Raw genomic sequence first — 15788 nt, 5'->3', positions numbered from 1 at the left:
CGCCTGGATCCACTCTTACAATCACCACCGCGGGCACACCGCACTCGGCGGCCAACCACCCTCAAGCCGCGTCCCCAACCTCACGGGTCAGTACACCTAGCCGTCCCCCGGCGGATCAGGCGGGCAGGGCACGCTCGACGAGAGCCCCGGTGCCGGCGCCGGCGGGCAGCGTGCCGAAGGTGTGCCCCCAGTCGCCGCCGAGCCGGCTCGCGCAGAACGCGTCCGCGACCACCGCCGGCGCGTGCCGGACGAGCAGCGCGCCCTGCAGCACGACGGCCATCCGTTCCACGACCCGGCGAGCCTGCCCTTCCAGGTCCTCGGCGGTGAGCAGCGGGACCAGGGCCGCCGCGGCCGCGTCCAGGCGCCGGTCCGCGCCCTGCGCCGCGGCCACCTCGGCCCGGAACGCCTCCAGGCTGCCGGGCTCGCGGCGCAGCGTACGCAGCACGTCCAGCGCCTGCACGTTGCCCGAGCCCTCCCAGATCGAGTTCAGCGGCGCGTCCCGGTAGAGCCGCGGCAGCCCCGAATCCTCGACGTACCCGTTGCCGCCCAGGCACTCCAGGGCCTCGCCCACGACCGCGGGCTGGCGTTTGCACACCCAGAACTTGCCGGCCGCGATAGCCAGGCGCCCGAACGCACGCTCGGCCGCGTCACCGCGTACCCCTCGATCCACGGCCCCGGCCAGCCGCAGGGTCAGCGCGGTCGCGGCCTCGGTCTCCACCGCCAGGTCCGCCAGGACGTTGCGCATCAGCGGCTTGGCGATCAGCGGGCCGCCGAAGGCGGAACGGTGCCGGGCGTGATGCACGGCCTGCGTCAGCGCGGCGCGCATCCCGGACGCCGAGCCGGTCACGCAGTCGAGCCGGGTCATCGCGACCATGTCGATGATCGTGCGGACGCCGTGCCCCTCGTTGCCGACCCGCCACGCCACCGTGTCGTCGAATTCGGGCTCGCTGCTGGCGTTGCTGCGGTTGCCCAGCTTGTCCTTGAGCCGCTGGATGCGGAACGTGTTGCGCGTGCCGTCGGGCAGCACCCGCGGCACGAGGAAGCAGGTGAGCCCGCCCGGCGCCTGCGCGAGCACCAGGAACAGGTCGCACATCGGCGCACTGGTGAACCACTTGTGCCCGCGCAGCCGGTAACTGCCGTCGGCGGCCGGCGTGGCGGTGGTGGAGTTCGCGCGCACGTCGGAGCCGCCCTGTTTCTCCGTCATGCCCATGCCGGCGAGCAGGCCCCGCTTGGTCTGCGGCGTCCGCAGCCCCGGGTCGTAGACGCGGCTGGTCAGCAACGGCTCGTACGCGGCGGCCAGGCCGGCGTCGTGGCGCAGCGCGGGCACCACGGCGTACGTCATCGACACCGGGCAGATGTGTCCCGCCTCGACCTGGCTCCACGTGTACAGGGCGGCGGCCCGGGCCACGTGCGCCCCCGGCCGCGGGTCCGACCACGCCGCGCCGGCCAGCCCTTCGCTGACCGCGACGTCCATCAGCCGGTGCCATGAGGGATGGAAGTCGACCTCGTCGGCGCGGTGGCCGTACCGGTCGTGGGTGAGCAGGCGCGGCTCGTGACGGTTGGCCTCCTCGGCCCAGCGCTGCGGCTCACTCTGCCCGCCTAGCTTGCCGAGCCGGTGCAGGTCGTCGGCCGCCCACCCGGCGCCCTCGCGGGCGACCGCGTCCAGCAGGGCGGCATCGGCGGCGATGTCGTGCCCGGTCAGCGGCGGTGGCTGGTTCACGACCTCATGGGTGGACGCGCTCACGCGACCAATCTAGCCCCGAGCCGGTCGATCGCCGCGGCCACGGCGTCGGGGTCGACGACCTGGTGCAGGTGAGCGCCGGGAACGACCTCGACGGGCCACCCGCGGCCGGCGGCCTCCGCCGCGTCCCCGTCGTACGGCTCGCTGAACTTCAGGTAGGCGCACGGCCGCTGATCCCAGCCGCCGGGCACGGGCAGCCGCTGCTCGTAGTACGCCAAGGGCAGCCGGGGCTGTTCGTCCTCGATGAGCCGCCGCGTGCCGGCGTCCGGGAACATCGGCGCGACCTCGGCCTCGTCGAACCAGTGCGTCCACGGCGGCAGCCGGCCGTCGTCGCCGACCCGCTCCCGCAGGAACGCCAGCCCTTCGGCGTCGGCCACGGGGGTCGGCCCGTCCCGGTCCGGCAGCGACGCGTCGGCGAACACGCAGGCCGCGACCGGGCGCGGCGAGGCAGCCACGATCGCCGGCAGGAACAGCCCGGCATTGCTGTGCGGCACGAGGACGACCGGGGCCTCGGCCGGCAGCTGCGCGATCGCCGCGGCGACGATCTCGGCGGCGCTCGGCCAGAAGGGTGGCCCGGCGTCCGCGACGCCGGTCAGGTCGGGCACGGCCGAGCCGGGGAGCCGGTCGGCGACGGCGGCCCACGTCGCCGGGCCGACGGAGGGGCTGTGCACGAGGACGAAGGCGGGCATGCCCCGACCCTCCCGGATCCGCCGCCGCGCGGCCAGCGAAGCCGTTGTGCCTTCAGCGAACGGGCGTCAGCGGTGGTGCCGCCGAGGGGCTTCTGCGTCGACGGGTGCGCCGGAGGACGGCGCGGGGAGTGCGAGGTCTTGCTTCACCAGTGGTTTCCTAGGTGTTGACAGTGTGTGACGTGCGCATCAACATATCTGCACCGGCCTATGGAAGCGCTCCCAAGGAGACCTGTCCGTGATACGTGCTCTTGGCGCCGTCGCTGTTCTCGCGGCGGCCTTCACCGTGGCGCCCTCCGCGCCCGCTCTCGCCGATGAGGTGGAGCAGGTGGTCAACGGAGGATTCGCCAGCGGGACCGCCCCGTGGTGGTCCACCCCGAATCCCCTGACGCTGACCGACGGGCAGGCCTGCACCGCCGTGCCCGGCAACACCACGAACAAGTGGGACGTCATCGTCGGGCAGAACGACATCGACCTGGTCGAGGGCGAGAACTACCGGTTCTCGTTCCGGGCCTCCGGCAACCCCGGGGGCAGTGTCGCGCGGGCCCTCGTCGGGCTCTCCGCCGAGCCTTACACCACCTACTTCGAGGCGTCGCCCGCCCTCACCGCGGCCGGCGACACGTACTCGTTCACCTTCGCCGCGCCCGCGACCACCGACCAGGCGCAGGTCGCGTTCCAGATCGGCGGCAGCGCCGACCCGTGGACCTTCTGCGTCGACGACGTCTCGCTGCTCGGCGGCGTCCCGCCCGAGGTGTACGTCCCCGACACCGGCCCGCGGGTGCGCGTGAACCAGGTCGGTTACCTGCCCGACGGCCCGAAGCGCGCCACGCTCGTCACCGACGCGACCGCCGCCCTGCCGTGGCAGCTCAAGAACGCCGCCGGCGCCGTCGTGGCGCGCGGCACCAGCACGCCGCGCGGGGTCGACGTGTCCTCCGGGCAGAACGTGCACACCATCGACTTCAGCCGCTACCGCAAGGGCGGCAGCGGGTTCACGCTGGTCGCCGACGGCGAGACGAGCCGGCCGTTCGACCTGGGCGGCGCCGCGTACGCGCAGCTGCGCGCCGACTCGCTCAAGTTCTTCTACACCCAGCGCAGCGGCATCGAGATCCGCGAGGACCTGCGGCCCGGGTACGCCCGCCCCGCCGGCCACGTCGACGTCGCACCGAACCAGGGCGACGGGAACGTGCCCTGCCAGCCGGGCGTCTGCGACTACCGCCTCGACGTCACGGGCGGCTGGTACGACGCCGGCGACCACGGCAAGTACGTCGTCAACGGCGGCATCTCCACGTGGCAGCTGCTCAGCGAGTACGAGCGCAGCCTGCGTACCCGTGCCGGCACGCCGGCCCTCGCCGTCCCGGAGAGCGGCAACCGGGTTCCCGACATCCTCGACGAGGCCCGATGGGAGCTCGACTTCCTGCTGAAGATGCAGGTGCCGGCCGGGCAGCCGCTCGCCGGCATGGCGCACCACAAGATCCACGACCAGAACTGGACCGGACTGCCGCTCCTGCCGCACCTGGACCCGCAGCCGCGTGAGCTGCACCCGGTGTCCACGGCCGCGACGCTCAACCTCGCCGCCACGGCGGCGCAGGCGGCCCGGCTGTACCACCGCTACGACCCGGCGTTCGCCCGCAAGGCGCTGGCCGCCGCGAAGACCGCGTTCGCCGCCGCGCAGGCCGACCCGGCCCGCTACGCCCCGGTGACCGACGGCACCGGCGGTGGCGCGTACAACGACGACAAGGTCGACGACGACTTCTACTGGGCGGCCGCCGAGCTGTACCTCACCACCGGGCAGAAGCAGTACGCCGACTTCCTGCTCGCCTCGCCGGTGCACACAGCCGACGTGTTCGGCTCCGGTGCGTTCGACTGGGGCAACACCGCGGCCGCCGGCCGCTTGGACCTGGCGCTCGTGCCGAACAAGCTGCCCGGCCTGGACCGGGTGCGCGCGTCGGTGGTCGCCGGTGCGGACAAGTACCTGGCCATCCAGCGGGCGCACGGGTACGGCGTGCCGTACGCCCCCGCGAACAACATGTGGGACTGGGGCTCCAACAGCGCGATCCTCAACAACATGCAGGTGCTGGCCTCGGCGTACGACCTGACCCGGCGCCCGGTGTACCGCGACGCGGTGCTCGAGGGCATGGACTACCTGCTGGGCCGCAACGCGCTCAACCAGTCCTACGTGACCGGCTACGGCGAAGTCAGCTCGCACAACCAGCACAGCCGCTGGTACGCCCACGAGCTCGACCCGGCCCTGCCGAACCCGCCGAAGGGCTCGCTCGCCGGCGGCGCGAACTCGTCGATCCAGGACCCGTACGCGCAGAGCAAGCTGACCGGCTGCGTGGCGCAGTTCTGCTACATCGACGACATCCAGTCCTGGTCGACGAACGAGCTGACCATCAACTGGAACTCGGCGCTGGCCTGGAACGCGGCGTTCGTGGCGTCGGTGGCCGGCCGTCACTGACGTCCCGTCCCCGGCCGGAGGCCGCTGCGCTCGGCGCGGCGGCCTCCGCGTCGTACGATGCTTGGCGCCGCGAGACTTCCGGGGGGTGGGTGTGCGGGCTGACGCACGGCGCAACGCCGACCGGATCGTGGCCACCGCCGCGGAGGTGGTCGCCCGGGACGGCGCCGACGCCTCGCTGGAGGACATCGCCCGCCGCGCCGGCGTCGGCTCGGCCACCCTGCACCGCCACTTCCCGAGCCGGGCGGCCCTGCTCGAAGCGGTCTTCCACGAGCGCGTCGAGGGCGTCTGCTGGCGGGCCCGCGAGCTGACCGGCGCGCCGGACCCGTACGCCGCCCTCGTCGCATGGCTGCGCGAGTTCGGCGCGTACGTGACGTCGACCCGCGGCCTGGCGGCGTCGCTGCTGCCGGGCCCGCACCACAGCGACGCCTGCGTCGCGATGCTCGCCGAGGCGGGCGACGGCCTGCTCACCCGAGCGGTGCAGGCCGGCACGGTCCGCCGGGACATCTCGGTGACCGACCTGCTGACGCTGGTCAACGGCGTCGCGGTGGCCACCGGGCACGGCGGGCCGGGCGAGACGGACCGGCTGCTGACCCTCGCTCTCGAGGGCATCGCCCCCTAGCTCACGGGCGCCGTCCGAAATGGTGTAACAGCTTCTTCTCCATTTGGTGTGAGCTTGCTTGCATCGCACGCCGGCGCCGGCTTCTACGGTGATTTCCAGCCGCTGCGGAGATGACCCTCCCGCGGTTGGACACAGTGCTGCGGGAAGAACCCCGCAGCCGTATTCCGGAGGATGCCGAGAAATGCGAAGCACCGCCCTGGCCGCCACCGCGGCCGCCGCCACTCTGCTCGTCCCGGGCGCCGCCCACGCCGCGCCCGCGCCGGTGACCGATCTGCTGGGCACGTACGGGTTCGGCCGGGCCGAGGTCATCGCCGCCGCAGGTCAGGCCGTGGGTCTGTGGACCGGCACGCACATCCGCCACGGGTTCGCCGGCGACGATCTGATCGTCACGTACACGCCGCGCACGACCGCTGCGGCCTCCGAGACGCAGGTCTACACCGCGCTCTACAACGAGGTGGCCGACCCGCGTGCGGAATGCGCGCGCGTGGGTGCCGACGGCGTGGACCGGAAGGTGTGGACGACATTCCGCTGCCGCACCGGAGTGGCGCCGAATTACACGCTTCTCGTGCGCTGACGACAATTCGTGTGACCGGTGCGAATCGAGCCCGGGTGCGGTGAGCCGTTCCGGCGGTCACCGCGCCCGGGCGCGCCGCGTCACGACCCGGCGCGGCGCTGCAGGAACTCGTAGACGTCCTGCTGGTCGACGCCCGGGAAGGTGCCCGGCGGCAGCGCCGCCAGCAGGTGCGAGTGGACCCGGGCGCTCGGCCACGCGTTGCCCTCCCACTGGCGCACCAGGTCGGCCGGCGGCCGCCGGCAGCAGTCCGGGTCCGGGCAGCGGGAGACCGTGCGCCGCGTCGTGTCGCCGCCGCGGAACCAGCGGGCGTGCTCGTACGGCGTGCCGACCGTGACCGAGAAGAGGCCGGAGCCGGTCGCCTCGACGTGGACCGTGCACCAGTAGGTGCCGCCGACCGTGTCGGTGAACTGGTAGAACGACGAGTACGGGTCCGGGGCCTGGAAGACCGTGCGGGACGCCCAGTTGCGGCACACCGGCTGGCCCTCGATCGCGCCGGTGACGTCGGCGGGGAAGCGGACGTTGTCGTTCTCGTACGCCTTGTAGACGGTGCCGCTCTCGTGGACCCGGCAGAAGTGCACCGGGATGCCGAAGTGGTGGGTCGCCAGGTTGGTGAAGCGATGGGCGGCGGTCTCGTAGGAGACGCCGAACGCGTCGCGGAAGTCGTCGATCGCGAGGGCCCGGTCGGCCTTGGCGTCGCGCAGGAAGTCGACGGCGAACTTCTCCGGCATCAGCAGCGCCGCCGCGAAGTAGTTGGCCTCGACGCGCTGGCGCAGGAAGTCGCCGTAGTCGGCGGGGTCGTTGTGGCCGAGCACGAAGTGGCCGAGGGTCTGCAGCACCACCGCGCGCGGGTCGTGGCCCTTGTTGCTGGCGACCTGCGGCAGGTAGATGCGCCGGTTGCGCAGGTCGGAGACCGAGCGGGTGGAGCCGGGCAGGTCCGGCACGTAGTGCAGGGTGAAGCCGAGGTGCGCCGCGATGTCGAGGATGCCGCGCTGCGACAGCGGGCCGGTGGCGTGCTTCACCGCCTGCAGCACCTTCGCCGCGGCCTGTTCCACGTCGGCGAAGTAGTTGTCGCGCCGGCGCATCCGCTCCCGCAGCTGCTGGTTGGCCCGGCGGGCCACCTCCGGCGTGGCGCTCTGCTCGGTCAGCAGCCGGGTCAGCTCCCGGTGCAGGCCGATGAGCGACTCGAGCGCGTCGGCCGGCAGCCGCCGCCCGCCGCGCACGACCGGCAGGCCGAGCGCGCTGTAGGCGGGTTCCCGCTGGAAATGGGCCAGCTCGATCTCCAGCCCGGCGCGCCGGCTCGGCGCCTCGGGACGCAACAGGTCCTGCATCGGTACGCCGAGAGCCGCCGCGATCGCCTGCAGCACGCTGAGCTTGGGTTCGCGCTTGCCGTTCTCGATCAGGGACAGCTGCGAGGGCGCCCGCCCGACCGCCGCGCTGAGCTGGTCCAAGGTCATGTTCTTCGAGCGCCGCAGATGGCGCAGCCGCTGCCCGAGGGTCACGAGATCGACTGAGGTCTCGGAAGGTGAAGCCGTCACGGGAATTGACGCTAGCAGAAATTCTGCGTTTCTTCTCCTCACATTTGCCTTCATCAGGGGTTGCGGGCTGCGCAACAGTCGAGTTCTTCCACCGGAGAGCAGGCCGGGTAGTAGGAAAGGAACTTTTGAGATGACTGATCAGCTGACCGAAGTCAGGGGCGGTACCGCCGCGGACCTCACTCGGGCGTGGGCCGGCGATCCCCGTTGGCTCGGCGTGAAGCGTGACTACACCGCCCAGGACGTCGTGCGCTTGCGCGGGACCCTGCAGGAGCGGCACACGCTCGCCGAGCGCGGTGCGCAGCGGCTGTGGGAGCTGCTGCACGACGAGGAGTACATCAACGCGCTCGGCGCCCTCACCGGTGGCCAGGCGGTGCAGATGGTCCGCGCGGGCCTCAAGGCCATCTACCTCTCCGGCTGGCAGGTGGCGGCGGACGCCAACCTGGCCGGGCACACGTACCCGGACCAGAGCCTGTACCCGGCCAACTCGGTGCCGGCCGTGGTGCGCCGGATCAACAACGCGCTGCTGCGCGCCGACCAGATCGACACCGCCGCGGGCCGGCACGAGCGCGACTGGTTCGCGCCGATCGTGGCCGACGCCGAGGCCGGGTTCGGCGGCCCGCTCAACGCGTTCGAGCTGATGAAGGCGATGATCGCCGCGGGCGCCGCGGGCGTGCACTGGGAGGACCAGCTGGCCTCCGAGAAGAAGTGCGGCCACCTCGGCGGCAAGGTGCTCATCCCGACCGGGCAGCACATCCGTACGCTCAACGCCGCGCGGCTGGCCGCGGACGTCGCCGGGGTGCCGAGCGTCGTCATCGCCCGGACCGACGCGCTCGCCGCGGACCTGCTGACCACCGACGTGGACGAGCGTGACAAGCCGTTCCTCACCGGTGAGCGCACCGCCGAGGGCTTCTTCCGGGTGCGCAGCGGCCCCGAGGCGGCCATCTCGCGCGGCGTCGCGTACGCCGACTACGCCGACCTGCTGTGGGTGGAGACCGGCAAGCCGGACCTCCAGTTCGCCAAGCAGTTCGCCGAGGCCGTGCACAAGGTGCACCCGGACAAGATGCTCGCGTACAACTGCTCGCCGTCGTTCAACTGGAAGCGCAACCTCGACGACGCCACGATCGCGCGGTTCCAGAAGGAGCTCGGCGCGATGGGCTACAAGTTCCAGTTCGTCACGCTGGCCGGCTTCCACGCCCTCAACCACTCGATGTTCGAGCTGGCGAAGGGCTACTCGACCACCGGCATGAGCGCGTACGTGAAGCTGCAGGAGGCCGAGTTCGCGGCCGAGTCCGACGGCTACACCGCGACCAAGCACCAGGCCGAGGTCGGCACCGGTTACTTCGACGCCGTCTCGACCGCGCTGAACCCGGAGAGCTCGACCACCGCGCTGTCCGGCTCGACCGAGGAGGAGCAGTTCTGATGGGCGGCGAAGAGGTCACCATCTGCGGCGAGAGCCAGGGCCGGTACGCCGAGATCCTCACCCCCGAGGCGATCGACTTCGTCGTCGCGCTGGACCGCGAGTTCGGCGCCCGCCGGGTGCAGCTGCTCGAGCGGCGCCGGCGCCGGCGGGCCACCCGCACCACGGAGCTGGACTTCCTGCCGTCGACCGAGGCGATCCGTAAAGACGACTCGTGGACGGTCGCCCCGCCGGTCGAGGACCTGATGGACCGCCGGGTCGAGATCACCGGGCCGCCCGAGCGCAAGATGACGATCAACGCGCTGAACTCCGGCGCGAAGGTGTGGATGGCCGACTTCGAGGACGCCACCGCGCCGACCTGGGAGAACATCATCACCGGGCAGCTGAACCTGCGCGACGCGCTGGACGGCACGCTCGACTACACCGCCCCGGACGGCCGCGAGTACAAGATCGGCGCCGAGATCCCGACCATCATGGTCCGCCCGCGCGGCTGGCACCTGCCGGAGTGCCACCTGCGCATCGGCGGCCGCGCGGTGTCCGCGTCGCTGTTCGACTTCGGCATGTACCTGTTCCACTGCGGCCGCAAGCAGATCGAGCGGGACAGCGGGCCGTACTTCTACCTGCCCAAGCTCGAGAGCCACCTCGAGGCGCGGCTGTGGAACGACGTCTTCGTCTACGCCCAGCAGGCCCTCGGCATCCCGCGCGGCACGATCCGGGCGACGGTGCTGATCGAGACGATCACCGCGGCGTTCGAGATGGACGAGATCCTGTACGAGCTGCGCGAGCACTCGGCGGGGCTCAACGCGGGCCGGTGGGACTACCTGTTCAGCATGATCAAGAACCGGCCGGACGTGGTGCTGCCGGAGCGCTCGCAGGTGACGATGACGGCGCCGTTCATGCGGGCGTACACGGAATTGCTGGTCAAGACCTGCCACCGGCGCGGGGCCCACGCGATCGGCGGCATGGCCGCCGTCGTGCCCAGCCGCGACCCGGTCGCGGCGAAGCGGGCGCTGAACCAGGTCCGGCAGGACAAGCGGCGCGAGGTCGGCGACGGCTTCGACGGCTCCTGGGTCGCGCACCCGGGCCTGGTGGAGACCTGCAAGGAGGTCTTCGACCAGTGGCTGGGCTTCGAGCCGCACCAGATCGTGCGCCGTCGCGACGACGTGCGGGTCACGGCCAAGGAGCTGCTGGACGTCAAGGAGACCGCGGTCGCCGTCAGCGAGGTGGCCCTGCGCACCAACGTCAGCGTGGCCCTGCGGTACGTCGCCGCCTGGCTCGGCGGCCGGGGCGCCGTGGCGCTGGGCGGCCTGATGGAGGACGCGGCGACCGCCGAGATCTGCCGGGCCCAGCTCTGGCAGTGGATCTCGCACGGCACCCCCACCGACTACGGCGTGCCGGTCACGGCGGGCCTGGTGACCCGGATGCTGCGCGAGGAGCTCGACGTGCTCGCCGAGACCGGCGCCCTCGACGAGGACGCCGCCCGCTGCTTCGGGCAGGCCCGCACCCTGCTCACGGTCCTGCTGACCGAGCGGACCTGCCCGGAATTCCTCACCCTGCCCGCGTACCTGCGGCACATGACCGGTGACAAGCCCGCCACGGCACCGGCCCTGACGGTCTGACCGGCAGGAACGCGAACGGCCCGGCGGCGGTGCGCCGCCGGGCCGTGACCGTTGCCGCGGCGCGGGTGCCCGGGTTCATCGACGGTGCGAAGATCCTGCCTCGCCGCGGCCGGGCGAGGGCCCCTCCCGGGTGCGATGCTGTGGGCGTCAGGCCCGTCGAGCACCGCTGGGAGGACACACCGATGTTGCCGCTGACTGCCCAGAACCTGCCGTCCCTGGCGGACGGCCTGCCCGTGCCGTCGTACGACCGCGGGGCGCTGCGGACCGGGATCGTGCACTTCGGCGTCGGCGGCTTCCACCGTGCCCACCAGGCCATGTACCTCGACCGGCTGATGAGCGACGGCAAGGCGCTGGACTGGGCGATCTGCGGCGTCGGGGTGATGCCGGCGGACCGGCGGATGCGCGACGCGCTGGTGGCCCAGGACGGGCTCTACACCCTGGTCGTCAAGGCGCCCGACGGCACCCTCGAGGCCCGGGTGATCGGCTCCGTCAAGGAGTATCTGTTCGCGCCGGACGACCCCGAGGCGGTCATCGAGAAGATGGCCGCGCCGCAGACCCGGATCGTCTCGCTGACCGTCACCGAGGGCGGCTACAACTTCAACGCGGTCACCGGCCAGTTCGTCGCCGAGAACCCCGACGTGCAGCACGACCTGCAGCCCGGCGCCGTGCCGCGGACCACGTTCGGCCTCATCACCGAGGCGCTGGCCCGCCGCCGCGACCGGGGCGTGCCGCCCTTCACGATCATGAGCTGCGACAACATCCAGGGCAACGGCCACGCCGCGCGGCGCAGCTTCGTCGCGTTCGCCACCCTGCGCGACCCGGCGCTCGGCGAGTACGTCGAGCAGCACGTCGCCTTCCCCAACAGCATGGTGGACCGCATCACGCCCGTCACCACCGACGAGGACCGCGAGGAGGTCCGCAAGCGGTGGGGCGTCGACGACGCCTGGCCGGTGGTGTGCGAGCCGTTCACCCAGTGGGCGCTCGAGGACGTCTTTCCGCAGGGGCGGCCCCCCTTCGAGGACGCCGGCGTGCAGGTGGTCGCCGACGTCGAGCCGTACGAACTGATGAAGCTGCGCCTGCTCAACGCCAGCCACCAGGCGCTCTGCTACTTCGGCTACCTCAGCGGCTACCGGCTCGTGCACGACGTCGCGCAGGACCCGCTGTTCGCCGGCTTCCTGCTGGCGTACATGGACCGCGAAGCCACCCCGACGCTGGAGCCGGTGCCGGGCATCGACCTGGACGAGTACAAGCACCAGCTCATCGACCGCTTCTCCAACGCCCAGGTGCGAGACACCGTCGCCCGGCTGTGCGCGGAAAGCTCGGACCGCATCCCGAAGTGGCTGCTGCCGGTGATCCGCCACAACCTCGACACCGGCGGGGAGATCTTGCGCGCGACGGCGGTCGTGGCGTCCTGGGCCCGTTACGCCGAGGGCGTCGACGAGCAGGGACAGCCGATCGAGGTGGTGGACCGGTTCGCGGACACGCTCGTGCCGCTCGCTCGCCGCCAGCGCGAGGACCCGCTGGCCTTCATCGCCAACCGCGAACTGTTCGGGGCCCTCGCCGAGAACGAACGCTTCGTGTCGACGTACCGCTCGGTGCTGGCGTCCCTGCACACAAACGGCGCGCGGGCCACTTTGGAGGAGCTGGCTACCGCCTCCTGAGCAGAGCCGGCAGATCCCCGATGGAAGCCAGCGCCGGTCCCTGCCAGTGCGGATCGGTGTCGTTGAGCTCGGTGACACGCAGCGTGGCCATGCCGGCCGCGGCCGCGCCGGCCAGTTCGCCGTCCGCGCCGTCGCCGACGAAGAGACAGTCCGCCGGATCGGCGCCGAGCCGGTCGGTGGCGGTGCGGTAGACGGCCGGATCGGGCTTGGCCACCCCGACGTCGCAGGAGAACACGACGACGTCGAACCGGTCGGCCAGCGGGCTGTGCCGCCACGCCTCGGCGGTGTCCGAGGTGGCATTGCTGACGAGCGCCAGCGGATGCCCGTCGGCACGCAGCGAGTCGAGCGTGCGCAGCGTCGTGGCGGGCACGGTGTCCAGGATCCGGCGGACGAGGGCCCGCCGGTGCTCCGCGGCGCGCGCCACCTGCTCGTCGGTGGGGTGGGCGCCGAGGCGTCCGCTGAGGATGCGGATGGTGTCCTCGACGCTCCATCGCACGATCCGGTCCCGCCAGCTGCGGTGGTACGCCTCGACCAGCGCGTCGGGGGCCACGCCGACCATGGGCGCCATCTCGGCGACGACCCGGTCCCGTTCCTCGTCGGCGCCGTGGATCAGGGTGTGATAAAGGTCGAAGATCACCGGCCGGGCCATGGCGGGGATGCTACTGCTACGCGGCGACGAGGCCTTCGAGGGCCGCCGCGCGGACCGGTGTGATCGCCTGCAGCAGCGAGCGCGCCGCGGCCACCACCAGGTCGCGGTTGTGGGTGACGGCGAACGAGAAGCGCCGGTCCGCCTCCGGACCGGTGTCGCCCAGGTCGCGCGCCACCAGGGCGACCGAGCGGTGCGGGCCGACCACGATGACGTTCCACTCGCCGCGCAGCGGGTCGGCGGCGTCCAGGCCCGCGCCGCGGACGCCCGGGGCCGGCTCGGCGGCCAGCCCGGTGCCGAAGGCGGCGACGAGCGGGCTGCCGGCGGCGATCCGGGCGAAGCGGCGGGCCGTCGCCGGTCCGAAGTGCCGGGCGTCCTGGAAGCAGGCGAGCAGCACCTGGCCACCGTCGGCGAGGGCCTCGATGTGGTGGCTGATCGGCATCAGCACCGACTTGGTCGTCTCCACCACCGGGCGGTGCGCGGCCACGATCTCGTACGGCGTCCCGGAGGCGGCCGCCGGCGCGCACACCGGCGGCAGGGGAGCCGTACGCGCCGGGGGAGCGGCCGGCAGCGGCGCGGGCCGGCCGTAGTACCAGCCCTGCGCCACGGTGGCACCCATGGTGCGGGCGGTGAGCTCGTGCTCGGGGGTCTCGACGCCCTCGGCGAGGATCGTCGCGCCGCTGGCCTCGGCGTACGCGGCGACGGCGGCGACCACCTCGGCGGTGTGCCGCTCGGTGGGCGAGTGCAGCAGCGACATGTCGAGCTTCACCACGTCGGGATGCACGAACGGCATCAGGGCCAGCGACATGGGGTCCGCGCCGACGTCGTCGAGGGCCACGCCCCAGCCCGCCGCGCGGCAGCTCGTCGTCGCGGCGAGCAGGGCGGACGGGTCGTCGGCGAGCACGCGTTCGGTCATCTCGGTGACCACGTGCAGGCGCCGCTGGGCCTCGGCGACCACGCCGGCGAGGTCGGGCGGGCAGGGCGTACGCCAGGACGTCGGCTCCATGTTGACGAACAGGGCCGTACGCAGGTCCGCCGCGAGCGCCGCGCGGTATGCCGCCGCCCGGCACACCCAGTCGAGCTCGCTGTCGCGTCCCGCCGTCCGGGCGGCCGCGAACAGGGTGGCGGGGGACTCCCACGGGGTGCCCGCGGGGCCGCGGCTCAGCGCCTCGTATCCGACGAGGTCGCCGGTGGTCAGCGAGACCAGCGGCTGGAAGACGGGGGTGATGGCCCGGGAGTCGATCACGTGGTGGATGTCCGGCACTCCGTCGGTATCGGCAGCGGCGCGCCGTACCTTAATCCGCCCGCTGCCGGGACGGGTGCACGCATCGAGAATCTTCATTAGTTCTATTTACTGTTAACAAGCTTTAAATTATGTTGGGCGAACAGCCGGGGAGGTCCCCCATACGTCCCCGGTCCCCGCGGCGGGTCGGTCGCCCCCACGCCCGGCTCGCCGTCCCCCATGAAGAGGAGCCCTTCATGAGACGCAGAATCACCCTCCCCCTCCTGAGCGTCGCCGCCGTCGGCGCCTCCCTGTTCGTCGCCGTGGCCCCCGCCTCGGCGCACGGCTACATCTCCTCGCCCCCCAGCCGCCAGGCCAACTGCGCCAGCGGCGCCGTCCCCAACTGCGGCGACATCATCTACGAGCCGCAGAGCGTGGAGGCCCCCAAGGGCTCCATGCAGTGCAACGGCGGTGGCAGCCGCTTCGCCGTTCTCAACGACAACAGCAGGAACTGGCCGGCCGCCTCGGTCGGCACGTCCGTGACGTTCAACTGGGTGCTCACGGCACGGCACGCCACCAGCACGTGGGAGTACTTCATCGGCGGTACCCGGCTGGCCTCCTTCAACGACGGCGGCGCGCAGCCGGGCGCGACCAAGTCGCACACCGTCAGCATGGGCGGCTTCCGCGGGCGGCAGACCGTGCTCGCCCGGTGGAACATCGCCGACACGGCCAACGCGTTCTACGCCTGCGTCGACCTGAACATCGGCGGAGGCGGCAGCACGCCGCCGCCCACGACGCCGCCGCCGACGAACCCGCCGACCACACCGCCCACCACCCCGCCGCCCACACAGCCGCCGGCGGGCGGGACGTGGCAGGCCGGCACGGCGTACGCGTCCGGCAACGTGGTCACCTACGGCGGTGCGACGTACCGCTGCCGGCAGGCGCACACCGCGCTGGCCGGCTGGGAGCCGCCGAACGTGCCCGCGCTGTGGGAACGGATCTGACGACGTACCCGGGGCGGATCCACGGCCGGCGCCGGGGATCCGCCCCCACCCTCATGGTCGCGGTCCTGCTGACGATGCTGGCGGCGTGCGGCGCGTCGCCGGCCGCCCCGCCGGCGCCCGCCCACAACCCGACCGACGTGATGTTCCTGCAGATGAGCCTCGAATACGTCCGGCAGGGCGAGCTCGTCGTGTCACCCGCCGCGCAGGGCGCGTCCGATCCGCGGGTCCGGGCGCTCGCCGCCGAGGTGCGCGACCAGTGGCGCGACGAAGCGCGGACCATGCAGCGCTGGCTGACCGGCTGGCAGCAGCCGCCCTCGGCCGATCCGGACGCGGGCGCGCACGCCGGCCACGGCGACCTGCACTCGCTGCGCGACGCCGACATCGGCGAGCTGGCCGCGGCCCGCGGCGCGGAGTTCGACCGTAAGGCGGTCAGCCTGCTCCTGGGTCACCTGCACAACTGTGTCGAGGTGGCACGCATGGAGACCGCCGGCGGGCAGTACCCACCGGCCAAGGCGCTCGCCGGGCAGATCACCGCGGCGCGACAGGGACAGATCCGGCGCCTGCTCACCCTCGCCGGACCTAGTTGAAGCTTCAAAAACGAACGTA

Annotated in this window: 13 protein-coding genes; 8 read left to right on the top strand and 5 right to left on the bottom strand. The window is 72.5% G+C overall.

All coding sequences use genetic code 11. The features are described from left to right. Positions 1–115: 115 nt before the first annotated feature. Positions 116–1744 (bottom strand): isovaleryl-CoA dehydrogenase, encoded by a 1629-nt coding sequence (locus AB0K03_RS38330; RefSeq protein WP_364696125.1) that lies wholly within the window; start codon positions 1742–1744, stop codon positions 116–118. After that, positions 1741–2430 (bottom strand): alpha/beta hydrolase, encoded by a 690-nt coding sequence (locus tag AB0K03_RS38325; protein ID WP_364696123.1) that lies wholly within the window; start codon positions 2428–2430, stop codon positions 1741–1743. Before AB0K03_RS38325 ends, AB0K03_RS38330 begins: the two co-directional genes overlap by 4 nt. A gap of 283 nt (positions 2431–2713) precedes the next feature. Between AB0K03_RS38325 and AB0K03_RS38320 the strand changes: the two genes are divergently transcribed. The 3 genes from AB0K03_RS38320 to AB0K03_RS38310 all read left to right on the top strand — a co-directional run bounded on the left by AB0K03_RS38320 (position 2714) and on the right by AB0K03_RS38310 (position 6078). Further along, positions 2714–4885: a glycoside hydrolase family 9 protein gene (locus tag AB0K03_RS38320; RefSeq protein ID WP_364696134.1), complete on the top strand. Its 2172-nt coding sequence runs from the start codon at positions 2714–2716 to the stop codon at positions 4883–4885. A 91-nt stretch (positions 4886–4976) separates the two neighbouring features. Further along, entirely contained in the window at positions 4977–5504 is a 528-nt protein-coding gene (locus AB0K03_RS38315) for a helix-turn-helix domain-containing protein (RefSeq protein WP_364696121.1), read from the top strand. 181 nt (positions 5505–5685) lie between these two features. After that, positions 5686–6078 carry a hypothetical protein gene (locus AB0K03_RS38310; RefSeq protein WP_364696119.1) on the top strand — a complete coding sequence of 131 codons (393 nt, stop codon included), beginning with the start codon at positions 5686–5688 and terminating at the stop codon, positions 6076–6078. Between the two features lie 80 nt (positions 6079–6158). On the opposite strand, the gene AB0K03_RS38305 is transcribed toward AB0K03_RS38310, so the two are convergent. Further along, positions 6159–7613 (bottom strand): helix-turn-helix domain-containing protein, encoded by a 1455-nt coding sequence (locus AB0K03_RS38305; RefSeq protein ID WP_364696117.1) that lies wholly within the window; start codon positions 7611–7613, stop codon positions 6159–6161. 130 nt (positions 7614–7743) lie between these two features. Between AB0K03_RS38305 and aceA the strand changes: the two genes are divergently transcribed. The 3 genes from aceA to AB0K03_RS38290 all read left to right on the top strand — a co-directional run bounded on the left by aceA (position 7744) and on the right by AB0K03_RS38290 (position 12310). Continuing rightward, complete coding sequence (gene aceA / locus AB0K03_RS38300) at positions 7744–9033, top strand: isocitrate lyase (RefSeq protein ID WP_364696114.1); 1290 nt, start codon at positions 7744–7746, stop codon at positions 9031–9033. Then, positions 9033–10649 carry a malate synthase A gene (gene aceB, locus AB0K03_RS38295; RefSeq protein WP_364696112.1) on the top strand — a complete coding sequence of 539 codons (1617 nt, stop codon included), beginning with the start codon at positions 9033–9035 and terminating at the stop codon, positions 10647–10649. Before aceA ends, aceB begins: the two co-directional genes overlap by 1 nt. A 182-nt stretch (positions 10650–10831) precedes the next feature. Then, the gene (locus AB0K03_RS38290) at positions 10832–12310 is read left to right on the top strand and encodes a mannitol dehydrogenase family protein (protein WP_364696109.1); all 1479 of its coding nucleotides are present in this window, start codon (positions 10832–10834) and stop codon (positions 12308–12310) included. On the opposite strand, the gene AB0K03_RS38285 is transcribed toward AB0K03_RS38290, so the two are convergent. Beyond that, on the bottom strand, positions 12297–12959 hold the full coding sequence (locus tag AB0K03_RS38285) for an HAD-IA family hydrolase (protein WP_364696106.1): 663 nt from the start codon (positions 12957–12959) through the stop codon (positions 12297–12299). The genes AB0K03_RS38290 and AB0K03_RS38285 overlap by 14 nt on opposite strands. A gap of 16 nt (positions 12960–12975) precedes the next feature. Beyond that, positions 12976–14298 (bottom strand): EAL domain-containing protein, encoded by a 1323-nt coding sequence (locus AB0K03_RS38280; RefSeq protein ID WP_364696103.1) that lies wholly within the window; start codon positions 14296–14298, stop codon positions 12976–12978. A 137-nt stretch (positions 14299–14435) separates the two neighbouring features. Here AB0K03_RS38280 and AB0K03_RS38275 point away from each other — a divergent pair, with 137 nt between their 5' ends. Both AB0K03_RS38275 and AB0K03_RS38270 read left to right on the top strand, forming a co-directional pair. Further along, on the top strand, positions 14436–15182 hold the full coding sequence (locus tag AB0K03_RS38275) for a lytic polysaccharide monooxygenase (protein ID WP_364696100.1): 747 nt from the start codon (positions 14436–14438) through the stop codon (positions 15180–15182). Continuing rightward, positions 15167–15769: a DUF305 domain-containing protein gene (locus tag AB0K03_RS38270; RefSeq protein ID WP_364696098.1), complete on the top strand. Its 603-nt coding sequence runs from the start codon at positions 15167–15169 to the stop codon at positions 15767–15769. The genes AB0K03_RS38275 and AB0K03_RS38270 overlap by 16 nt, the downstream gene beginning before the upstream one ends. Positions 15770–15788 lie beyond the last annotated feature (19 nt).

The organism is Actinoplanes sp. NPDC049316, from assembly GCF_040677315.1.
GTDB lineage: Bacteria > Actinomycetota > Actinomycetes > Mycobacteriales > Micromonosporaceae > Actinoplanes.
The sequence above is the reverse complement of the archived record's forward strand: the minus strand, read 5'-3'. Positions and strand labels throughout refer to the sequence as shown.